Origin of the sequence: Microcoleus sp. BROC3 (assembly GCF_036702515.1) — a bacterium.
Classification (GTDB): Bacteria; Cyanobacteriota; Cyanobacteriia; order Cyanobacteriales; family Microcoleaceae; genus Microcoleus.
In genome coordinates this window covers 127,199-151,094 of record NZ_JAUBTQ010000013.1, presented here as the reverse complement: position 1 = coordinate 151,094, position 23,896 = coordinate 127,199, and the positions used below count along the sequence as shown (strand labels likewise).

Below are 23,896 nucleotides of genomic sequence, written 5' to 3'. Positions count from 1 at the left end.
GTTAGCAAGGTGGGAATCATCAAGACGCCGAACCAGCCTACATAGAGGCGGTTGTCGGTGCTGGTGACCCAGTTGCAAAACTGGTCCCACAGGTTGGCGCTTTCGCGCTGCTGTAAGGTTGTTGTCATTTGTTTATGATTGCTGTATTTGGTTGTCAATGTTCGGATGATGTTTCTATTATTAACGATGTTGTTAAGGTTTGTAAAGGGGTTGAGCGACAGTTAAACTGATGACTGCGATTAGGAAAGCTGATGAGAGGGGAGAGATGGCCGTAGCTTGCGGGGCGGGACGCCGATCGCCCGCGCGCGACAAGATATGCCAGCGTGCACGCGCGGCGCACCTCAACCCTAACGAACGGGAGCTATGGGAGGTGGAGAAGGTAGAGGAACAGGAGCGAGGACAGGTGGAGAGACTGGCCTGCGAGCAGGTGGAGAAATCCTGAACTGCTGGAGTTGCTGCGGGGTGAGCGATCGCAAAATTCTCAGTCCGAGAGTGTCTCGGGAGATGCTTAAAGCGTAGGATGGCTCCAAATACGGGCCGAAATTTGATTTGTTGTTCAAATAGCTTTCCATGAAAGCTAGGCTGAGTCCGCTGAGGTAGCGGCGGGCTAAAGCCGGTTCGGGCCCGATCGCCTCTGCTGGTGGCAGAAAGAGGCTTTGAGGGGATTCCTCGATCGTTGAGAAGTGAGTCCCGTTGATCATCAATACCAGATATTTGTTGAGCGATGTCAGCCATGTGAACGGTTGAATTTGTTCGAGGAAAGCGGGGGCGACGGTATCGGCGCTGCCTGCTATTACCATGACTGGGATTTGGATTTTGCCGAGGTTTGTTTCTCCCAGAATGCTGCTGACGATCGGGTTGATGGCGATCGCAGCTTTGATGCGCGGGTCGGCGAAATTGTACTGGTTGCGATCTAGGCTGCGGGCGCGGCACTGCAACAGCAGGGAGAGATTCCAAGTTTCGTTTTCGAGCCCGCAATCTTGGTCTAGCTGTGCAAAATTAATCCCCGCCCCGGCTAATGCTAAAGCCGTATAGCCGCCGAAAGACTGGCCGATGATGCCGACTCGCTGCAAGTCGAGCTGCCCTTGGTAGGTCGGATCGGTTATGGAAAGTTTGGTTAAATAATCCAGCAGGTCTTTGATATCGAGGGGGCGGTTGACAAATTCTGCTGGTTCTGCTACCTCCTTGGCTCTGCCTGTTACTAAGTCTTGGATTTGTTGGGCGTTGCTGCCGGGGTGTTCGGGGACGGCGACGGCAAAGCCGTAGGAGGCTAGGTGTTTGGCTAAATACTGGAAGGAAATGCGATCGGAACCTAAACCGTGGGAAATTACTACTACTGGGGCCGGTTGCTGGCTGCCCTGCGGCAGATAAATGTCCATATCAAACGTGCGAGGGCGATTTGGACTCGTCAGAGTTACCGATGATTTTTTCCAAGTATAGGGGCCCGGTAGCTGGGGCTGCAGCATTTCGGCGGGCGGTATGGCGGGTGCTAAGGCTGCTTCTGCTTCGGACAACTGGACGACTCCGGCGATCGTCTGATTGGAACGGTTGATCAGGGATGTCAGCTCGTTCCCGATAGCCAAGCCGCGGCCGATGTCAATCCTGATGCCGTAAGTGGGGAATTTCCGCAGCACGTTGAGAATGGTCAGACCTTCTGGATCTGAGGCTGCTAAAATCAGAGCGGATCGGATGGCATAAAATCCCGGCTGCCGAGCTTTGGTTTGAATTACTCGGCCCAACCGTTTCAGCAGCACTTCTCCTTGAGGCGTGTAGAGGAATTGGGCGATCGTCACGTGGCTGATTTCAGCTTTCGCTTGCAGGGCGCTGCGAATCTCCGCTAGCTGTGCTTTTTTGACGTACTGAGCGAAGCCGTCCAAGTTCGAGTCTATTTTGCCTTCTTTGGCGAAGAGTGCCAGGGATTCGATCGGAACTGATTCTTCTAGCGGCCCGTAAGTTACGTAAATTCGTTCGGCACCCCAAGCCGGTGCGGCGGTGCAAACAGCCGTGAATGCAAACAATCCTAGGTATTTTGGGGCGATCGACCGCCGAGTGCGAAGGGCAGCAGTGGAGAGACTCGGAAACACACAGTTCATAACTTTCACACCTAGGACTTCTAATCATTAGTCGGTGAAACGATGTAAATTGTTTCGCCAATATTTAATGCCCGAAAATCGATCTGTTGCTTCGGATGCTTCGGAAATTAGGTTATCGTGGGAAGCATAGCCAAAAGAGCAATTTTCAGACCTGACAAGACTAGCTGAAATTTAAAATTCAACGCCGAGGGGTCAAACCTGCTGGAAGGCCCAGCGATGATTTTTTCAGCTATGCAAGATATTTTCGATCGAGTTTGCAACTACAGTCTGAGTGAGAGAATTTATCATGTTTAATGCAACTGCTATCCTGATTGACGCTTTTGTGCAAGAGCTGCAGGCCGGCTACCGCCGCACCTACGGCAAGTACAAGCCTGACTACCCTGAAATTATTGCCTGGGCGGGGACTATGGCTCTGGAAAATATCGCTAACTGCGATGCTCTGTACCACAATGTGGAACACACAATGCTCGTGGCTTTGGTGGGACAAGAGATTCTCCGGGGCAAGCATATACGCGAAGGGGGAGTGTCGCCGGAAGATTGGCTGCACTACCTGATCTCGCTGCTGTGCCACGATATCGGCTACGTCAAAGGTGTTTGCCGCCAAGACCAAGAAGCTGTGGGACTCTACGCTACGGGTATTGACGGGGGCATGGTTTCTGTGCCGGTCGGAGCCACTTCTGCCAGTTTAACTCCTTATCATGTCGATCGAGGAAAACTCGTAATTGACGAACGCTTCGGCGGCCACACATTAATTGATGCCGAACAAATCAAGCGCAATATTGAATTGACGCGCTTCCCAGTCCCTGCTAGCGAAACTCATCAAGACAGAAACAATTATTCTGGACTCGCTAGAGCCGCCGATTTGATCGGTCAGTTGAGCGACCCCAATTACCTGCGAAAAATAAGTGCCCTGTTCTACGAATTTGAGGAAGTCGGCACTAATAAAATCTTGGGCTACAAGTCTCCTGGAGATTTGCGGCAAAATTACGCCAAGTTTTATTGGAACGGAGTTTTTCCCTATATTCCAGCAGCTTTGAACTACTTGGAATTGACCCAGGGAGGCAAACAGATTATTGCCAACCTCTACGCTAACGTGTTTCAGGTTGAACACGCTGAACCGATCGCTTTCAAGACAAACGCTCAAGAATTAATCAAATCCCGCAACAATGGCAACTTGAACGCCGAAAAAAATAGTGATAATAGTCAAGATCCCATATCCGGGGACAAGAAATTTAGCGAGTTTTTTGACTTGAATTTGTGATGAGTTAACCAGCCTTATGCTGAAGCCAATCGCGCGAGCCAGAATTAGGATAAAATCTTTTTTCCTAGTTGCTGACTCGTCTTTTTTTGAGCTATAATAGAGCTAATAAATCGGTGTTTGTTAAGGAGAGTTACGTCATGGCAAACAACAACATTGAAGTCGTTTTTAGCTTTGATACAACTGGCAGTATGTACCCTTGTTTGACGCAAGTTCGTCGGAAAATTAAAGAGACGGTAACGAGACTGCTCGATGAAATTCCTGGCATTCGCATTGGCATTATTGCTCACGGGGACTATTGCGACGCTGACAGCACTTACGTGACTAAACACCTCGATTTGTCAGGCGATGTCGGCACGATTTGCAATTTTGTTCAAAATGTAGAGCCAACTGGCGGTGGCGATGCTCCAGAATGTTATGAATTAGTCTTGCACGAAGCTCAGTCACTTTCTTGGACTCCAACTAATTCCAAAACATTGGTACTAATTGGCGACGACATCCCGCACGCACCCGCTCAAACTCCTCAAAAACTTAACTGGCGTCAGGAAGTAGATAAGTTAGCACAGATGGGAATTGCCGTTTACGGCATCCAAGCTCTCAACCGTCACCACGCCACTTTATTCTATAAAGAACTAGCCGAAAAGTCTGGCGGTTTTCACCTCAATCTTGACCAATTTTCATACATCACAGATTTCTTTTTAGCAGTTTGTTACCAACAGTCATCTAACGAACAACTACAAGCTTACGAACAAGAAGTTGTCAGTGAAGGTCGCATGAGTCGCGGCTTAAACAAGATGTTTGATACCATGCTGAAGCGGGAAGGCGTTGCTGTTTACGAATCAGCAGAATTGCGAGCCGTAAAACCGGGTAGATTTCAGATTCTAGAAGTTGACAGCGAGATTTCCATTAAAGCTTTTGTTCTGGAGAATGGTTTGACTTTTAAAACCGGGCGCGGGTTTTATGAATTTACTAAAACAGAAACTATCCAAGGTAAAAAAGAAATTGTGCTGATGGATCGTTCCACAGGGGATTTGTTTGAAGGAGAAGCAGCCCGAGAAATGTTGGGTTTGCCAATGGGCGAGACAGTTCGCATCAAACCGAGCAATCTAGAAAAGTATGCGGTTTTTGTGCAAAGTACCTCGGCAAATCGCAAGCTGATGGGGGGAACTCGTTTCCTTTATGAAGTTGAAGATTGGGATCGTTAATCAATCTTAAATGTCCAAACAACAACCGCAGATCGATGCAGATCGGGGTAAAATCTCTATTCTCTGTGTTTGTGTTATGGTCTGCGGTTAAAAAATATACACTTTCAAATTAATATGCAACCCGAAATCCAGCAGCAAATTCAACAGTTGAGGCAGCAGCTACAGCAAGCTAGCTATGCTTATTATGTTCTCGATGCGCCGATTATGCCAGATGAAGTGTACGATCGACTTTATCGCCAGTTGCAAGACTTAGAATCAGATTATCCGGAATTAATTACTGCCGAAAGCCCGACTCAGCGGGTCGGAGAACAGCCTGCTACTCAATTTTTTAGCGTCAAGCACAATATTCCTCTCTACAGTTTGGAAAATGCTTTTAATTTTGAGGAATTTGCTAAATGGCAGGAACGCTGGCAAAGAGTAGCACCTCCCGTAACCCCCGGTCCAGAGGGAAATTCACCCCCCCTAACCCCCCCTTATCAAGGGGGGGGACAAGAGGGAAATGTACCCCCCCTAACCCCCGGTCAAGAAGGAAATTCACCCCCCCTAACCCCCCCTTATCAAGGGGGGGGACAAGAGGGAATAACATCTTCAATTAGCAATCAGGAAAACAGGGAAACTACTCCCCCCCTTAGCAAGGGGGGGTTGGGGGGGGTTTCCTATGTTTGCGAGTTAAAAATTGACGGTTCTGCTTTAGCGTTAACCTATGAAAATGGGGTTTTAGTTCGCGGTGCGACCCGGGGAGACGGCATTGCCGGAGAGGAAATTACTCAAAATGTCAAAACTATTCGCTCGATTCCTTTAAAGCTCAATTTAGATAATCCGCCGCCTGTTGTGGAAGTGCGGGGAGAGGCTTTTTTGTCTTTAGCTGTGTTTGAAGAAATTAATCGGGAACGGGAAAAAGCAGGGGAACAATTGTTTGCTAATCCTCGCAATGCTGCGGCGGGTACGCTGCGGCAGTTGGATTCTAAAATTGTGGATAAGCGCAAATTGGATTTCTTTGCTTATACTCTGCATTTAGATCAGGGTAACGAGGGTAACACGCAGTGGGATTCGTTGGAATTGTTGCGACGAATGGGGTTTAAGGTGAATCCCTATCGCAAAATTTGCTATTCTTTGGATGAGGTTCGGGAGTATTACGAATATTGGGATACTGAACGACGGAATTTGCCTTACATGACGGATGGGGTTGTTGTTAAGATTAATTCGGTTTTGCTACAAAAACAATTGGGTTTTACTCAGAGGTTTCCGCGTTGGGCGATCGCCCTGAAGTATCCCGCGGCCGAAGTCCCTACAATAGTAGAAGCTGTCACCGTGCAAGTAGGGAGAACCGGGGCTCTGACTCCTGTAGCGGAACTCAAACCGGTGCAGTTGGCGGGGACGACGGTTTCGCGGGCTTCTCTCCATAATAGCGATCGACTTTCCGATCTCAACCTGCACATTGGCGATACTGTGATTGTCAGAAAAGCTGGGGAAATTATACCAGAAGTTGTGCGAGTTTTGCCGGAACTTCGTCCCCAAAATGCTAAACTTTTCCAAATGCCTAGTTGCTGTCCCGAATGCGAACAGCCTGTGGTTCGGGAAAAGGGGGAGGCCGTTACTCGCTGCATAAATACATCTTGTCCAGCAATTTTGAGGGGTTCGCTTATTCATTTTTGCAGCCGGGATGCTCTGGATATTAACGGTGTTGGCGAAAAGTTGGTGCAGCAGATGGTTGATAGCAATTTGGTGCATTCTGCGGCGGATTTGTACGATTTGACTGCGGAAAGATTGATGAGTTTGGAACGCATGGGTAAGAAGTTAGCAGAAAAGTTGGTAAGTGCGATCGCCCAATCGAAAAATCAACCTTATGCGCGCGTACTTTACGGCTTGGGCATCCGCCACGTCGGCAGCGTGAATGCTCAATTGCTAACAGAAAGGTTTGCAAATGTGGAAGAGTTAGCAGGGGTATCGGCGGCATCGATTGAGGGCGTTTACGGCATCGGGCCGGAAATTGCTCAAGCTGTTTATCAGTGGTTTCGAGTGCCAGCAAATCAAAGTTTAATTGCACGGTTGAAAACTGCGGGCTTGCAATTTCAGTCAGAAGTGAAAAATCCCAATTTAGCCCGTACAAATTTACAACTTGCAGGCAAAAGCTTTGTGCTTACCGGAACTTTGCCCACTTTGAAACGAGATGAAGCTAAAGATTTGATTCAAAAAGCAGGAGGTAAAGTCACAAGTTCTGTGAGTGCTAAAACTGATTATGTGGTTGTGGGAGAAGATGCTGGTTCTAAGTTGGAAAAGGCTCAATCTTTGGGAATAGAACTACTTTCGGAATCAGAGTTACTCGAACTGCTATCGGAACCATAAATGATTGGGGAAATTCAATATATTTCTCTTTCCTCTTTCTCTGCGCCCTCTGCGCTCTCTGCGGTTCCCAAAAAAAGCGCTGATTCATTTCAGCCGTTTTCAAAGAAAATGCCTAACAATTCTATTGCCCTAGGTGCAAAATAGCCGAGCGCGAATTGGGCAATACCTCAAAAGGCATAGAAATTGCGATCACACTTGGTGAATATACATACTTCCCCGGCGGTGCTGCCCGAATCAGTTGTCGGTACAGGCTAGTTTTGCTAAAATTTGATAAAGTTTGCAATAGCTATGGCAACTGCGAGCTTAGCCAAATCCCAGCAATCATAGGAGATACATTATGTCTGAAATTCCAGCAGAACAAACACAAACAAACTTGACAACTCCAGAAATAACTACCGAAAGCTCAATTTCTGGAGTGGAAAACGTAAAAAATAGTTTGGGAAACGTCCTAAATAGTTGGAAATTGAAAGTAGGATTAGGAGTTGCTGTACTGTTTGCAGTGTCGCTATTTGCTTTCTACTGGCAGCATATGATTGCAGTCGTAGGTATGAAGAGTTGGTCGGCGCGATCGGGAGCTAACCCGATCGAATGTATGGTAAGAGATACTAATAACGACGAGTATGTCAGTTGCAGCGCCCTCCTCGACCAGCAGATTGTCCCTCTTGAGTGCAGTTCGAGTTTGTTCAATATCGGCTGTCGAGTCAATTACGGAACTGCGGCCCCAAATCCGAGACAGACCAACCCTAGATAGAGCATCTCCGGGTTAGAGATGATTGTTGAACGAACAGATTTGCTACTTAAAATATGGGACTTACAAAAAAACTCTCACCGTGAAAATCCTCCAGCAATAAAGAGCGGAAAACTCGGGTTTTTCTTGTTTTAAATTAGCAGGTAAGTTGACTTGCCTGCTATTGCCATTAAGTGCCGGTTTTTGATCCGAAACGACAACTGCTGTTGAGACCAGGCGTAGGGCGTTAACGTAAAATATTTATCCTTATATGACAGGGCGTTTTAAGTTTAATTAGAAAGCTAATTAGCGTGAATTGGCGAGATTCTACTTTTCCTACTTTTGTGAGATTCGCCACTTAGACTTAATTCTATCAAAAACATCACTACCCGAGATGACGCCACAATGCACCTGACAGCGAGAGCTGCTGAGTAATAGTTGAATAATGTTAAAAATTATTTATTAATTTTTGTTACCCAACATTCAAGGTGTCAAAGGTATGCTATAAAAATAATCATCTATATTGAATAATATTTCCTTCTATCATTGAAACCTAAAAATGATCGAAATTAACGGCTACCAGATTATTGCTCAGATTTACGAAGGTGATAACTCAATAGTATATAGAGGCATCCGACAACAGGATAATCTACCTGTTATCCTGAAAATGCTCAAACAAGATTATCCGACTCCTGCTCAACTCACCCGCTATCGACAGGAATATGAAATTACACGAAATCTTAATCTAAAAGGGGTCATCAAAGCTTATAGTTTGGAAGAGTATCACAGAAGGGTAGTTATAATCTTTGAAGATTTTGGTGGTAATTCTCTCAATAAATTGATAAACAACTCTGAACAAAAGCAAGCCATTACCTCTTTAAACAAATTCCTCGACATCGCCATTCAAGCAGCCGAGATTTTGGGTCAGGTTCATGCAGCCAATGTCATTCACAAAGATATTAACCCAGCTAATCTTGTTTGGCATTCAGAAACAAACCAACTCAAAATCATTGACTTTGGCATTTCCACTCAACTAACGGGCGAAAATCCCACCATAAAAAATCCCAATGTCCTAGAAGGAACTTTAGCCTATATTTCACCCGAACAAACAGGAAGAATGAATCGTTCCCTAGATTACCGCACCGACTTTTACTCCCTTGGTGCCACTTTATATGAGTTACTGACAGGACAACTCCCTTTTGAAACAAATGATGCACTGGAGTTAGTACATTGTCATATCGCCAAACTACCCATAGCCCCCAATCAAAATAATCCAGAAATTCCCAAAGCCGTGTCAGATATCGTGATGAAACTGATGGCAAAAACCGCAGAGGAGCGATACCAAAGCGCCTTCGGGATCAGAAATGATTTAGCAGAATGTTTGCATGAGTTACAAACGACAGGAAATATATCAGATTTAACTTTGGGAACTCAAGACATTTCCGAGCAGTTTCAAATCCCGCAAAAACTCTATGGACGCGAGGCAGAAGTTGAAACACTACTAAGAGCATTTAAGCGCGTAGCAGAACCGCAAAAATCTCAAATAGAAATGATGCTCGTTGCTGGTTACTCTGGTATTGGTAAATCTGCACTGGTAAAGGAACTTTATAAACCCATTACCCAAACACGCGGTTATTTTATCTCTGGTAAATTTGACCAGTTTCAACGCAATATTCCCTACTCCGCTGTTGTCTATGCCTTCCAAGAATTAGTGCGACAACTGTTAACAGAAACCGAAACACAACTCAAGCTTTGGCGAGAAAAGCTTTTAACTGCTCTTGGAGTTAACGGACAAATTATTATTGAGGTCATTCCCAACGTCGAACTGATTATTGGCAAGCAAAGAAATGTTCCACAGTTGGGAGGAATGGAGGCTCAAAACCGCTTTAATTTAGTTTTGGGTAACTTTATCCGCGCATTTTGTTCTCCAGAACATCCCCTAGTTATCTTTCTTGATGATTTGCAGTGGGCAGATGCTGCTACCCTCAAATTAATCCAACTGATGATGACAGATTCAGATACACAATACTTGTTTTTAATTGGCGCCTATCGCGATAACGAAGTCAGTCCGACTCATCCCTTGATGATGACGCTGGAAGAAATCCAGAAGGCGACTTCACCAAAATCTGCTCTACAAAATCTGGAAAGTGACCAACCAACCTTTACTAAAATCAATCACATAAAGTTAGCACCTTTGGCGGTAAAACATATTAGTCAACTTATTGCTGATACCTTGTACACCAACATTGAATCGGTCAAATCTTTAGCAGAAATGGTGATGACAAAAACTCGTGGCAATCCTTTTTTTGTGAATGAGTTCTTAAAAACATTGTATGCCGAGGGACTGCTGCAATTCCAACATCCTCAATATTCCGTGATTTCGGGATGCAAAAAAGCAGAAACCCGAGGATTTTGGCAATGGGAGGTGTCTCAAATTGAAACTTTAGGGATTACAGATAATGTGGTGGAATTAATGATTTGCAAACTGAAAAAGTTGCCTGAAGCCACACAAAATGTCTTGCAATTAGCAGCTTGTATCGGGTCAGAATTTGACTTAAATACTCTCGCATCTGTCTGCCAAAAAACAGCAACCACGCTATTTGACTATCTCCGAGAGGCTCTGCAATCTGGGTTGATTTTATCGCGTTCTGAATTAGACGAACAACTGTTAATTCAAAATTATCAATTTTCACACGATCGCGTCCAACAAGCGGCTTATGAGATAATTCCTGAATTTAAAAAGCAGAAAACTCATTTAAAAATCGGGAGATTACTGCTAGCTAATACACCATCAAATTTAATCGAAGATAATATTTTTAATATTGTTAACCAATTAAATCAGGCAGTTAATGCTATTGATAATCCTTTGGAAAGAAAGACTCTAGCAGAATTAAATTTAATCGCTGGGCGCAAAGCAAAATTTAGCATTGCTTACGAGCCTGCTGTCCAATACTTAAGTATCGGCTTAGAACTTTTATGTATTGATAGTTGGCACACTGATTATGAATTAACTCTAGCTATGTATGAAGCAGCCGCTGAAACCGCATACCTAAATGGCGATTTTGAACAAATGGAAAAATTGGTAGAAGTTGTTGAAACTTTTGCCAAAACTATGTTAGAAAAAGTCAAAGTATGTGAAATTAAAATGCTGGCATACATAACTAGAACTAGGCTATTAGAGGCTACCAAAATTGGACTAAAAGCCCTGGATTTACTAGGCATAAATCTGCCAGAATCGCCGAACCCAGATGATATTCAACAAGTATTGTTAGAAACCAAGGCTTTATTAGTTGATAAAAGCGACTTAGATTTATTAAATTTACCACGGCTAACGGATACCAACAAGTTAGCAGCGATGAGGATATTATCAATTCTATTTACCCCAATATTTTTAACGACACCCGCCCTATTGCCATTCATCCCCTGTCAACAGGTACAATTATCGCTCCAATATGGCAATAATTCTCATTCTGCCTTGGGTTATGCCAATTACGCTATCATTTTAAATGGATTTTTACAAGAAATTGATTCGGCTTATCAATTTGGCCAACTAGCTTTAAAGTTATTATCTCAGGTAAATTATTCAGAAATTAAGGGCAGAACTCTTAACCAAGTTGGCGCACTTAATATTCATGGCAAGGCTCATCTCAAAGACACTTTTGCCATTCTTTTAGAGGCTTATCAAAGTAGCCTAGAAAACGGGGACTTAGAATTCGTTGGCTATTCTGCCATGAATAGATGTCAATATTTGTACTTGGGCAGTCAAGAATTGATATTTGTAGAAAAGGAGATGGGAAATTACTGTCATGCTTTGGCTAAATTTAACTTAAAAACCTCCTTAAATTATAATCAAATTTTTTGGCAGTCTGTTTTGAATTTAATATCTTATGAGTCAAATCCTGGCTGTTTAATAGGTAATGCTTGTAATGAAAAACAGATGCTACCAATGCTGTTGGCTGCTAACGATCGGTTTGGCATTTTTAGCTTATATTTACACAAATTGATTCTCTGTTATTTGTTTGATGATTATACTGAAGCCTTAGTCAACACGCTGCAAGCTGAAAAATATGTCGATGGGGCGACGGGATATTTTAGTGTCCCTGTTTTCTATTTTTATGATTCCTTAGCGCGACTAGCCATCTATTCATCTGTAACTAATCTTGATGAACAAGAATTCTTGATACTGAAAGTTAAAAATAATCAAGAAAAAATGGCAACTTGGGCATATTATGCTCCGATGAATTACTCGCAAAAATTTGATCTAGTTGCAGCGGAACAACATCGGATATTAGGTGAAGATAGGTTAGCAATGGATTTGTACGATCGCGCTATTGCCCAGGCTAGAAAAAATCATTATATCAACGACGAAGCTTTAGCCTGCGAACTAGCCGCCAAGTTTTGGTTAACTCAAGGCAAAGAAAGGTTTGCCAAGTCATATATAAATGACGCTCATTATGCTTATGCTCGCTGGGGAGCAACAGCAAAGGTTAAAGATTTAGAAGCAAGATACCCGAAATTAATATCTAAAGTTGCAGCCGCCACTCTAATTATTGACACTAACACGACAACAAGTATTAATACTGGCACGACTTCGGGAGAAGTTTTAGATATAGCAACAGTAATCAAAGCTTCTCAAGCTATTTCTGGGGTAATTTTACTAGAGCAATTATTACCGAATTTGATGAAAATTCTTATCGAAAATGCCGGGGCGCAAGTTGGCTTCCTAATTTTAGAATCTCAAGGACAATTGCTGATTGAAGCTGAAGGGGCTGTAGATTCAGAACAAGTCAAAGTTTTACAGTCAATCAACATTGAAACTACCGAAAAGCTGCCGCTAGGCGTCATCCAATATGTGGCGAGAACTCAAGAGGATGTCGTTTTATCGGATGCTACTAAGGAAGGAGTTTTTACTCGCGAACCCTATATTGTTAGAAATCAGGCTAAGTCACTCTTATGCGCTCCTATTATTAATCAAGGCAAACTGATCGGCATTCTCTATCTAGAAAATAATCTCACTACGGGGGTATTTACCCCAGATAGATTGGAAGTCTTAAAAATCTTATCCTCGCAAGCAGCTATTTCGATTGAAAATGCCCGGCTCTATCAAAATTTAGAAGATAAAGTCGCACAACGCACGGCTCAACTAGCTCAAGCTAATCAAGAAATTAGCACTCTCAACGAACTCCTCAAAAAAGACAATCTGCGCATGAGTGCAGAACTCGATATTGTCAAACAACTGCAACAAATGGTGTTGCCAAAACAGTCAGAATTAGAGGCAATTGAAGGCTTAGAAATAGCTGGTTTTATGGAGCCAGCAGATGAAGTTGGCGGCGATTACTATGACGTATTGCAACAGGATGGTCAAGTCAAGATTAGCATTGGCGATGTCACGGGACACGGTTTAGAAAGCGGCGTGTTGATGATTATGGCACAAACGGCTGTCAGGACGCTTCAGAAAATGAACGAAACAGATCCAGTGAAGTTTTTGGATGTCCTCAACCAGACTCTTTATGATAATCTCCAGCGCATGGACTCCCCTAAAAATATGTCTCTAGCTATATTAGACTATGCCGGAGGTGTCCTCAAATTAAGCGGACAACATGAGGAAATGATTGTGGTGCGCGCTGATGGAAAATTGGAGTCCATAGATACGATGGATTTAGGATTTCCCATTGGCTTAGTAGAAGAGATTGGCGAGTTTATTGCTCAAGAAGAAGTGCTGTTAAATCCTGGGGATGTTGTGGTGCTTTATACTGATGGAATTCCTGAAGCTTTCGATATTAATAAAGCGCAGTACGGATTAAAGAGGTTGTGGCAAGTGGTGGTTGAAAATCGTCACCGCTGTGCCCAAGAAATTCGGGAAGCTGTAATTAATGATGTGCGGCAGTATATTGGCGCTCAGAAGGTTTTTGATGATATTACTTTGGTGGTGATGAAGCAGAAATAGAGTTCAAAACCCCCGATCGCACTCGGCAGTTGAAATTGGGAATATTCAGGGGGGAACCCCCCCAACCGCCTCAAGCGGGCATTGCCGCTACTGTAGAAACTTTCGTCCCTCTTAAGCGGAGACTGAAAAATAAAAATGGCAGCTTACCAAGGGCTTCCGATCATGGTGAAACTGCTCCAGTAGTAAGGATGAGAAAAATCTTGGTTTTCTTGTTGTAGGTTAGTCGGTAAATTCAAGTTGGCCGCTGTTGTAACTAACTGCCCGTTTTCGAGCCGAACTTTACCAGCAATCATCGCCTGTTGAGCAAGTTGCAGAGTTTCTGCCTTAGTTGTGGCTCCTCGCAACTGGTGGTAAAATTCGCTCATCAGCCCCAAAGTGCCTCCATCGTCAACATACCACAAACTCCCTAAAGCAGATTTTGCGCCGGATTTTACTGCTAAACCTCCAAAACCTAACTCTGCTTCCCGATCGCCCAAGGCTGTTCTGCAAGCACTCAATACTAACAAGTCTACCTGCGGATTGCGCCAATTTAAACTCTCCATGCGATCGAGCTGCAATTTGGAATTCCACAGTTGAATATAAGAATTGCTCGGTTTTCCCGGTTGAAATTCAGCGTGAGTTGCTAGGTGAACGATCCGAAATCCTCCCTTGGCGTGTTCCGAGTTGAGATTATCTAAAGTGAAAGTGGAATTGAGGAAAGATGGGCTCTGCCACTGAGCCGAAATCGCCTGCAATTCGATCGGCACACTGGGCAAGGGCTTTTGATCGACAAATTCTGACCGTCCCATTGCTAGCACTGTGGCGTCTCTAACTGCTTTATAATCGGTATTAGTCGAACTAAAACTAGGAATTAGGCTGAAACTGTATTTTTCAATCAAGAAGCCTTTACCGTCGTGCAAAGCGGCAAAGGGCAGGCTCCGCAATCCCGGATCGACTGATAGTAACAAAGTCTGAATTCCTAAGTTTTGTAAGTCTGTTTCTAGGGGTGCGATCGCCCATTTATATAATTGCTGGGCTGCGGCTAGATAAGTGGTAGTAGTGCGTTTTGCGGGATTGGTGATTTCAGCGCGCAACTCCTGGACGGTGGGGAATAAGGCTGCTCTGTTGGCTTCGGGGACGCTGTAGTGAATCGGCCGCCCGACGGGAGGAACTAAAATTAGTTCCAGTCGATCTTCTCGCGAGACTATGTAGATAATACCAGACCGCTTGCCGGTTTGCTGTTCGATATCTTGTAAAGTTTGTTGGAAGGTCGAAATCAAGACTTTTTCCTCTGGGAGGTTGGCTTTTACCCCCAAGTATTCTCCAAATTCTTGATTCCTCATTTCTTCGATTCCCCAGACTGTTTTCTGGATATCGTTACCTTCAAAAAGTCGATCGGGAGGCGGGGCGTACCCCAGAACTAAATTAGAAGTAGGGTTGACTGTTGGCGGTTGTTTTGATGCTTCTGATGAAGGTTCTACGATGCCGGGGGGTAATTTACTGGTGATACTTCGATCGATGGTTAAAACTCGATCGGTCGCTACACTGGGATTGTCTAGCGGTGGAATTTTGCCGCGTTGAAAGTCTTCTGAATCAGGGGTTGAAGATTCTTCTTGCGGTGCGGGCATATCTGTGGCTGTGGGCGATGTTGGTGTGGGGACAGGTGCGGGCACTTGTATTTCCGTAGGAGCACTTGGAGTGGGAGTGACACTCGGAGTGGGAGTGACACTCGGAGTGGGAGTGGGAGTGACACTCGGAGTGGGAGTGACACTCGGAGTGGGAGTGGGAGTGACACTCGGAGTGGGAGTGGGAGTGACACTCGGAGTGGGAGTGACACTCGGAGTGGGAGTGACACTCGGAGTGGGAGTGACACTCGGAGTGGGAGTGGGAGTTACTACCGGAGTCGGAGTGACAACTGGAGTCGGAGTCGGAGTTACTACCGGAGTCGGAGTGACAACTGGAGTCGGAGTCGGAGTTACTACCGGAGTCGGAGTGACACTCGGAGTCGGAGTCGGAGTTACTACCGGAGTCGGAGTGACAACTGGAGTCGGAGTCGGAGTGACAACTGGAGTCGGAGTCGGAGTTACTACCGGAGTCGGAGTGACACTCGGAGTGGGAGTCGGAGTTACTACCGGAGTCGGAGTGACAACTGGAGTCGGAGTCGGAGTGACAACTGGAGTCGGAGTTGGAGTTACTACCGGAGTCGGAGTGACAACTGGAGTCGGAGTTGGAGTTACTACCGGAGTCGGAGTGACAACCGGAGTCGGAGTTGGAGTTACTACCGGAGTCGGAGTTGGCGTTGGAGTCGGAGTTGGCGCTGGAGTCGGAGTTGGCGTTGGCGTTGGCGTTGGCGTCGGGTCAATGCCGTCATCAGTCGAAAACGCAATATTACCAACACTACTAGAACGCGGAAACGACTGCGATGTAATGCTAGATTGTCCCGTTGTAATTGCACCCGCCGTACCGTTGCTAGCAGCATCCCCCACCACAAACGGTTGAATCGGCGTCCCTCCATCTCCCCCAGCGTGTGTAATTGCGATATTTCCGCTACCTGTGCCGCCAGCAGTAGAAATGCTAGCAAATCCCGTCGGCGAAAAAGGTGTTGAAAAAGCACCTGTAGCCCGGAAAAAATTGCCTGTTATTGCTGTGACATCGCCGCCGGTGCCGCCTGTACCCCCTTGGGCATTGATAAACTCTACTTGAATATCGCCGATCGGATCTAAGAACACATTGCCGGCATTTCCGACTATACCGCTAGAGTTAATTTGTCCGGCTGTAATTGAAGTTATCGCCTCAACAGTTATGTTACCGCCGCTGTTTGCCGATGTATTCAAATTGCCTGCGGTGAAATTGTTACCGCTTGTAAATAGAATTTCTCCGCCATTAGTAGTAATATTTTTAACACTTATATCGCCCTTGGCAGTAATATCGACTTGGCCGGCGGTGACATCTCCCGATAAATTGACTTTTTCCGTGTTTGATGCTGTCAATTGTTGCGCGTTAATTGTCGAGTTTCCTGTCACATTGCCAGCATTGTCGATCGCAAGATTTCCTAACTTGCTGCTGGCCCCCACCGCACCGTTGAAAGTGATGCTGCCGCTACCGGAGGCTAGAGTTAAGTTGCGGGCATTAATGCTGTCACTGTCGATCGCACCCAAAGCAATATTTCCCCCTGCGGTACTAAATACCGCATCCTTTGTCAAAACCAAAACATTGCTAATATTAATGTTGCCGTTATTCGTCGTAACATTCCCGCCTAATTTAGTAGTTAAACCCGTAACATTAAAACCAGAATTGCTTTTAACATTCCCGATAACTTCCGCATTCGATGCAGTAACGTTTAAAATAGATAATGGCGTTGTTTCTCCGATATTTCCTTGCAGCAGCACATTACCATTTGCGGCATCTAAGCCCAACAAATGACCGCCGTCGATCGCCCCTTTTATATTAATGCTACCAGCGCTGCTTTTGAGTTCAACCTGGTTTCCCAGTTGAACTTTGCCAGTCAAATCTATATTGTTAGTTGTATTGATGCCATAGTTCAAATTAATTGTTGAACCTTGGATAGCAACACTGCTGTTGTCAAGTCCGGTAATAGTTGCATTAACTGCGATCGTACCAGTTCCCGTTTGAATATTTACTGGGTCTAAAAATGTGAGATTATAGGGAATACTAATATTGGCGCTGCTATCCGATCGCCCGATCGCGATCGAGCTAAATCCATTTTGAATCAAACTAATTTCCGATGCAGTCAAATCTAAAGCGCTAGTATTGTTATCAATTCCGCCAACAACAATATTTTGGCCGGCTGTTGCGGGTTGCAGCGTTAACGCGCCAATACCAGAAACATTCCCGGAAAAATTAATTTCACCTGCCGTTAAAGTCAGCGGGTTACTACCTGCGGATAAACTCGAACCGAAAGCAATAGTTGCATCTCCGAGTGTAAAATTTACAGGAGCTTTTAATGTCACCGGACCGCTAAAACTAATGTTATCATTAGTTGTGGTGATATTTCCGTTAACCGCAACAGTTCCCCCGCCATTTTGAATAAATGCACCGTCTAAGTTAAGGTTTTTCTCAATATTCAGATTTACCTTATTGGCAATTGTGAGCGTCCCATCATTGGTGGTTGTTACAGTTCCTTTGAGATTAACATTGTCAGCAGAAATCCCGAGATTGCCAGCTACGTCAACTGTCTTGTTGAAAGTAATTCCGCTGCCTGAAAGAACCGAGTTTTTGGCAACAGTGACAGCATCTGCATAAGTTTGGCTGCCGGTTGTAGTGACATTACCGCCTAAAGATATCTTGCTGTTAGCAGTTAAATTTGTCAGAGGAGTTGTTTCGCCGATCGCACTTTTGAAGGTAAGATTACCGCTAGCGGCCTTCACAGTCAAATCGCTGGTACCGTCTACAGTGTTATTGAAAGTAATGCTGTCACCTGAAATAATCGGATTGTTGGCAATTGTAACTGCATCTCCGTAGGTTTGAGCGCCGATTGTAGTGACATTTCCCTTGACTTGAGTTGTGCCGCCAGCATCTGTAGTCAAACTCGCGGCATTAACTGTTTGATTAAATGCGGTTGTGCCTGTAGAATTAGCTGTTAATTTGCCGATCGCACTTGCAGCACCAACTGCACCATTAAATGTCACATTACCGCTAACCGCCTTCGCCGTCAAATCGCTGCTGCCGTCTACAGTATTATTGAAAGTAATTGCGCTGCCTGCAAGAATCGGGTTATTGGCAATTGTAACTGCATCTCCGTAAGTTTGACTGCCGATTGTAGTGACATTTCCCTTGACTTGAGTTGTGCCGCCAGCATCTGTAGTCAAACTCGCGGCATTGACTGTTTGATTAAATGCCGTTGTTCCTGTAGAGTTAGCTGTTAATTTGCCGATCGCACTTGCAGCACCAACTGCACCATTAAATGTCAGATTACCGCTAACTGCCTTCGCCGTCAAATCGCTGCTGCCGTCTACAGTATTATTGAAAGTAATTTCGCTGCCTGCGAGAATCGGATTGTTGGCAATTGTCACTACATCTCCGTAGGTTTGAGAACCCGTGGTTGTCACCTTGCCATTGAGTTGAGTTGTGCCGCCAATATTAGTGGTAAAACTGGTAGCCATGACAGCATTAAATGTAGCTTTAGCAGCACTGTTGACGGTGACATTTCCTAATGGTGTGGTGTTGCCTACAGCACCTTGAACAGCTATGTTTCCCGTACCTGTTTCTAAGGTGAGATTGCCGCTCCCGTTAATGTTATTCTTAAACAGAATATTGCCACCTGCCAAATTACCCGTTCCCAATAAGACGTTATTTCCAACTAGGGTATTGCCGTTAATCGTGATATCTTGAGATTGGGTGGTAATATTGCCATTTAAGTTATTAGTTGTAGCATTGAGAGTAATTGAAGCATTATCAGTTCCCGAAATCGATTGATTGGGATTGACAAAAATAGTGCCTTGAGTATTGAAAGTCACAGGATCGGCAAAAGATACTGGCAAATTCTCTACAGTGATATTGCCTGTAGTAGTGTTCCCTCCGAAAACAATGGCACTAAAGCCATTACGCAATGAGGATAAAAAGGGTGCTCCTATATCGATCGCCTGCGGATCGAAAGGAAGTCCAGCCTGGAAGCGAATTCCGAAATCCGCTGCAAACGGCTGAATTGAAAAACTGCCTTTACCCTGCGCGGAACCTCCTCCCGAAAAACCAATCTCATTGCCACTAATGCTAATATTTCCAGTACCGGGCAATCCATTAGCATCAATGCTATTTATCCCAACTTCATTGGGAGTTGCGATCGCGATATCTCCACCGGCACCGGAACTAGAACGAGAATTAACTACTCCTGAGTATGCAAAAATGTTGCCTGTTTTGCCCGTGAGTGTTATGTTTCCGCCATTGCCAGCAGTGGAACTGGAGTTAAGATTACTAGCATTAATATTGTTGGCACTTAGTGTAATTGGCCCACCATTTCCGGTACTGGATGTGGTATCAATTGCCCCTGCACTCGTATTAATATCGCCATTAGTGCTGGTAAGGGCGATCGCCCTTCCGGGATTCCTCATACTACCAACGGTAATATTGCCTGTAGTTTTAATCGAAAAGTCGATCGGACTCTTAACATCGAAAGAATTGAATGTTGTCAGCGAACGTAAAGGTACTGTATTTCCAATGGGCCCGTTGAGATTAATAACGCCTGTTCCCGTAGTCAAAACTAGGTTGCCATCGCCGTCAACCGTTCCCCCAAAATTAATGTCGCCTGCATTCATTAACCCAGTATCGAGGGTGACATTAGAACCCGTAGCCAGAGAGACTTTGCCACCAAAGGTAATATTCTGTTCGTTGGTGAGAATATTTGCGTTTAAGTTAGTCGTTGGAGCCTTAAAAGTAATTGAAGCGTTGTTTTTACCTGTAATGTTTCCATCGACTGCAATTGTGCCAGCTTGCATTGTGACGGGGAAATTAAAAGTAACACCAGCGGGGTCAATTGCGATATTCCCCGTCCCATCCGTGCGCCCGATAATCATTTGGGAAAACCCATTTAAAAACGGAGGTGTGAGTTCCGCTGCACTGAGATTCAAACGAGCGTCCGCAGTATTACCGCCCACAGTAATATCTAAAGTGGGAGTAAGCGGCTGCAACTGGATAGTCCCAGTACCTTTAACTTGAATTGTGTCTGACAATTGAATTTCATCGCCAGTCAAAGTGACATTGCCGCCCAAAGCCGCGTCAATCACACCGAAGGTGAGGTTAATTGGAATTGAATTGTTGTTAGCCTTTCCCGTAAGGCTAATATTACCCGTTCCCGTAGCTTGCACCACCACGACAGCGGTGTCGATCGTCGTGGGGAAGTTAATCCCATAGCTGTTAAATGCTGTCCCTACACCGGTACCGGTTAAAACAATATCTCCATTCTCCGATCGTACCCTGCCTGATGCCAGCTCGATCCCGGAATTACTCCCCGTCCCTGCACTGCCCGTGCCCGTCAACGTCACCTTTCCCACGCCTGCGGTTTGGACTTCAGCATCAACATCTATATATATGCCCTCGTTGGTAGTCCCAGCCCCACCGCCTGTACCAGTCACACTGACATTTCCAGATAGCGCTTTCACTGTCCCGCCCACAAGTCGTATCCCTTGATTGCTATCAGTCCCATTGCCCCCAACACCGCTGAGAGTCACATTCCCGGTGCCTGTGGACTCCACCACCCCTTGCACCGAAATGCCCGTGTTGTTGCCCACGCTACCGTTACCTGTTCCAGTCAGGGCGATATCTCCATTCTGGGATTTTACAGTGCTGGGATTATCAATATTTATCCCTTCATTGTTATCCGTCCCATTTCCCCCCGTCCCGGTGATGGTGACAGTCCCGTTCCCGGGCGTTGACTGCACCGTAGAGTTGGTTATTCTAACGCCGGTGTTTTGGGTTAAAGTTCCAGCACCGTTACCAGCCAGGTTTATATTTCCCCCAGCCCGCACTGTACTGCTGTCAATAGATATCCCTTGATTACTATCAGTCCCGTTCCCACCAGTACCGTTGAAAGTAATACTTCCTGTCCCAGCCGATTGCACTGTGCTGGTGCTAATAGATATCCCTTTATTACCATCTGTCCCGTTCCCGCCAGTACCGTTGAAAGTAATACTTCCTGTTCCGATCGATTCCACTGTGCTGGTAGTATTAATGTTAATCCCGTTGTTGTCGCTTCCAGTTCCGTTACCTGTGCCAGTCAGGGTGATATTCCCATTAGCTGAAGTCACCTTAGACCCGCCTGTAACAACAATACCTTCATGGGGGGTGGGGATGAATAGGTTGGTTCCGCTAGTACCATTGAGAGTAATATTCCCGCTGCCAATAGTTTGTAGTGTGCTAGCACCCGAAATCAAAATACCATGATTGTTTGCTGTCGCCTTTCCTCCAATACCATTCAGGTCAATGTTTCCACCCCCGGCATTAAGCGTGCTGTTCTTGAACTCGATGCCCGGCCCCAACCCAAGATTCCCCTGACCCTTACCCAGGAAATTACCACCCTTAGTATCGATCGTCGAACCTACGATACGGACACCACCACCGTTTAGATTATCACTATCAGCATTCAGAGTAATATTGCCTCCCTGAGTGGTGATATTGGTATTATTAATATTAATATTATTATTAGCAGTCAGAGTCAGGGAATTACTATTAGCCCAAGAGATCGGAGCGCTGACTGTAATATCGCCTTGATTTGGAAAATCCGACGCAGTAGAAATAGTCACATTTCCCAAACCTAGCTGTGTTTGCAGTGTCCCATTATTAATTGTAGAAGTACCCGCCGAGGGCGTAAATGCTCCCCCTGCTAAAGTGCCGCCTGCATCCGCACCTGCGCTAATAGTAATATCAGTAGGATCTAACAGTAAGGTACCAGCGATGCCAAAGGTCGATCGCAAATCAACTAATCCTTGAAAATCCAGCGATTGCTTGCCAGACACTTCCACAAAGCCGCCATTCCCAGAAAACAAGCCACCTCGGGCCGTAATATTGCCATTAAAGCGAGTAGTTTCATCAGCCCAAACTATAACTCGCCCCCCATTCCCATTACTAACAGCATCAGCATTAATCGTCGAGTTGCTGCTAACAAAAGTCCGCGAAGCATTGGGCACCGTCCCCAAACCCTGATAATCTCCCCCAATCAGTACATTACCGCCGCCGTTAATCCCAGAAGCATCGATCTTGCCCGCAATAACTCCTACTTTGTCGCCTAAAATATTCACAGTACCGCCAGTGTTGCCAGAGACATTGAGAGTGCCGGATGCGATCGCAGTTCCCGCAGTTACCGGCACAGAAACGTTCCCCGTCAACACAACTTCACCATTGGGATTTACCGTCAAACCCGTTGCCTGTGCCACACCTTTTCCAGTCAGCAACTCCGGCAAAGATAACACTGGCTGCGTCCAATTGTTGGGCAGCGAACTTTGATTTGCTGTCGGCTGAATATCCAAGCTCAATAAATTTCCAGCTTGACTAATTCGCACCAAATTGTTACCCGGTACGGCGCTGATGAGAATATTGCCGCTAGGCGCAGTTACCTGACCAGTATTGACAACAGTACCGCCGATCAAACTTAAACTTTGACCCGGTGCCACCGTCAAATTGCCTGCATTGACAATGCTTCCCCCTGGCAAATTTGTAAACGCAAAACTATTCGGTCTCCCGATGAAAGTTGCCCAATTGTTATTGCCGATCGCGCTAAACCACTGATTGTTCCCAAAACCTATCCCTGTCGCCGTAGTAGCATTAAAAGATCCAGGCACGTTGAGACTGGCATTCGGCCCGAAAATCATGCCGGCAGGATTCATCAAAAATAAATTGGAATTGCCGCCGGTAACTTGAATTAAGCCATTTATTAAAGAAGGATTACCCCCAGTAATCCGTCCCAAAATATTTTGAATATTGGGATTAGTCAGAAAGTTAGCCGTTTGAGCCTCGCTGAGGCCAAACTGAGTAAAACTGTGAAAAAGATTAGCCCCATCTCCGCTGAAAGACCCCCCGGAAATGTCGTAGCGGTTGCCGTTGGGAGTAACAACAGTGTTAGTGCCGTCTGGTGCGGGGGTTATGGGTTGCGCGTTTGCCGAACCCGCCGCTGCACTCAGCCAGCTAACAATGAATAACCATCCGAGCAAATGTAGTCTGTTGGCTGTCATTATGTTTAAAGATTGTGCTTAAAGTGCGATCGTATTTATTTATCCTATTTTTACTTATAAAATTTTATAATGTCAATAGGATAGATCTATTTTGTATCTGTATCCCCAAATAATTAGAAGTGGAAGCCGAAGGAAATGTATGTGTTTAATTACTAGGATTTACCTAGAAACAGTTTTTTTTACTAGCACTCAAGCGCGGGCAATGAAACTTGGTTTCTTGTTTCCACTTTTTTCACTGCTTCCCTGACCCAGCCCAAAAATGGATAGCCGCAGACTCTTGTCGTGGACAGATCAAAATTTTATGCTGTGGTTCAAACTCCCAGATTCATCTGTCCAGTAAATCTCAATTCTCAAATCGACTGACGCAATTATCTTAAAAAACCGGGTTGAGGCGTCCGGGACTGTTAGTGCAAATATGGCGCGGAACGCGAGGGTTAGGGCTTTAAAAATTCGGAATATTAGTCAAAAGTACGTAAATATCGATCGCCTGTTCTCCCGCTTGCTTCCACTGGCAAAAAACTCGCTCAAATCCCTACTCGCGACCGCTACCCTCTTCTGCACCGGGCGAGCAGCTTGCAGCCCGCTTTGAGTGCCAACTAGGCGAACAGCCTAACTTTTATCAGAAACTTTATAAGTTTTAGATTATCTTTACCAAAACTTC

The 23,896-nt window shown here is 45.3% G+C and carries 7 protein-coding genes and 1 pseudogene; 5 read left to right on the top strand and 3 right to left on the bottom strand.

What is annotated here, in order from left to right; genetic code table 11:
- Both QUB30_RS11150 and QUB30_RS11145 read right to left on the bottom strand, forming a co-directional pair.
- A pseudogene (locus QUB30_RS11150) lies at positions 1–128 on the bottom strand (photosystem II q(b) protein); the annotation flags it as partial.
- A gap of 219 nt (positions 129–347) precedes the next feature.
- Entirely contained in the window at positions 348–2,093 is a 1,746-nt protein-coding gene (locus QUB30_RS11145; RefSeq protein ID WP_333333136.1) for an alpha/beta hydrolase, read from the bottom strand.
- Positions 2,094–2,379: 286 nt separating this feature from the next.
- Here QUB30_RS11145 and QUB30_RS11140 point away from each other — a divergent pair, with 286 nt between their 5' ends.
- The 5 genes from QUB30_RS11140 to QUB30_RS11120 all read left to right on the top strand — a co-directional run bounded on the left by QUB30_RS11140 (position 2,380) and on the right by QUB30_RS11120 (position 13,576).
- Positions 2,380–3,354, top strand: a complete 975-nt coding sequence (locus tag QUB30_RS11140; RefSeq protein WP_333333120.1) for an Npun_R2479 family HD domain-containing metalloprotein — start codon at positions 2,380–2,382, stop codon at positions 3,352–3,354.
- Between the two features lie 137 nt (positions 3,355–3,491).
- The gene (locus QUB30_RS11135) at positions 3,492–4,556 is read left to right on the top strand and encodes a vWA domain-containing protein (protein ID WP_333333118.1); all 1,065 of its coding nucleotides are present in this window, start codon (positions 3,492–3,494) and stop codon (positions 4,554–4,556) included.
- 114 nt (positions 4,557–4,670) lie between these two features.
- Positions 4,671–6,902, top strand: coding sequence for an NAD-dependent DNA ligase LigA (ligA, locus tag QUB30_RS11130; RefSeq protein ID WP_333333116.1), 2,232 nt, complete (start codon positions 4,671–4,673; stop codon positions 6,900–6,902).
- 337 nt (positions 6,903–7,239) lie between these two features.
- Positions 7,240–7,653 (top strand): hypothetical protein, encoded by a 414-nt coding sequence (locus tag QUB30_RS11125; protein WP_333158690.1) that lies wholly within the window; start codon positions 7,240–7,242, stop codon positions 7,651–7,653.
- A gap of 535 nt (positions 7,654–8,188) precedes the next feature.
- Positions 8,189–13,576 carry an AAA family ATPase gene (locus QUB30_RS11120; RefSeq protein WP_333333114.1) on the top strand — a complete coding sequence of 1,796 codons (5,388 nt, stop codon included), beginning with the start codon at positions 8,189–8,191 and terminating at the stop codon, positions 13,574–13,576.
- Positions 13,577–13,719: 143 nt separating this feature from the next.
- Here the strand turns inward: QUB30_RS11120 and QUB30_RS11115 are convergent, their stop codons facing one another.
- Positions 13,720–23,235 (bottom strand): CHAT domain-containing protein, encoded by a 9,516-nt coding sequence (locus tag QUB30_RS11115; protein WP_333333112.1) that lies wholly within the window; start codon positions 23,233–23,235, stop codon positions 13,720–13,722.
- Between the last annotated feature and the right edge of the window lie 661 nt (positions 23,236–23,896).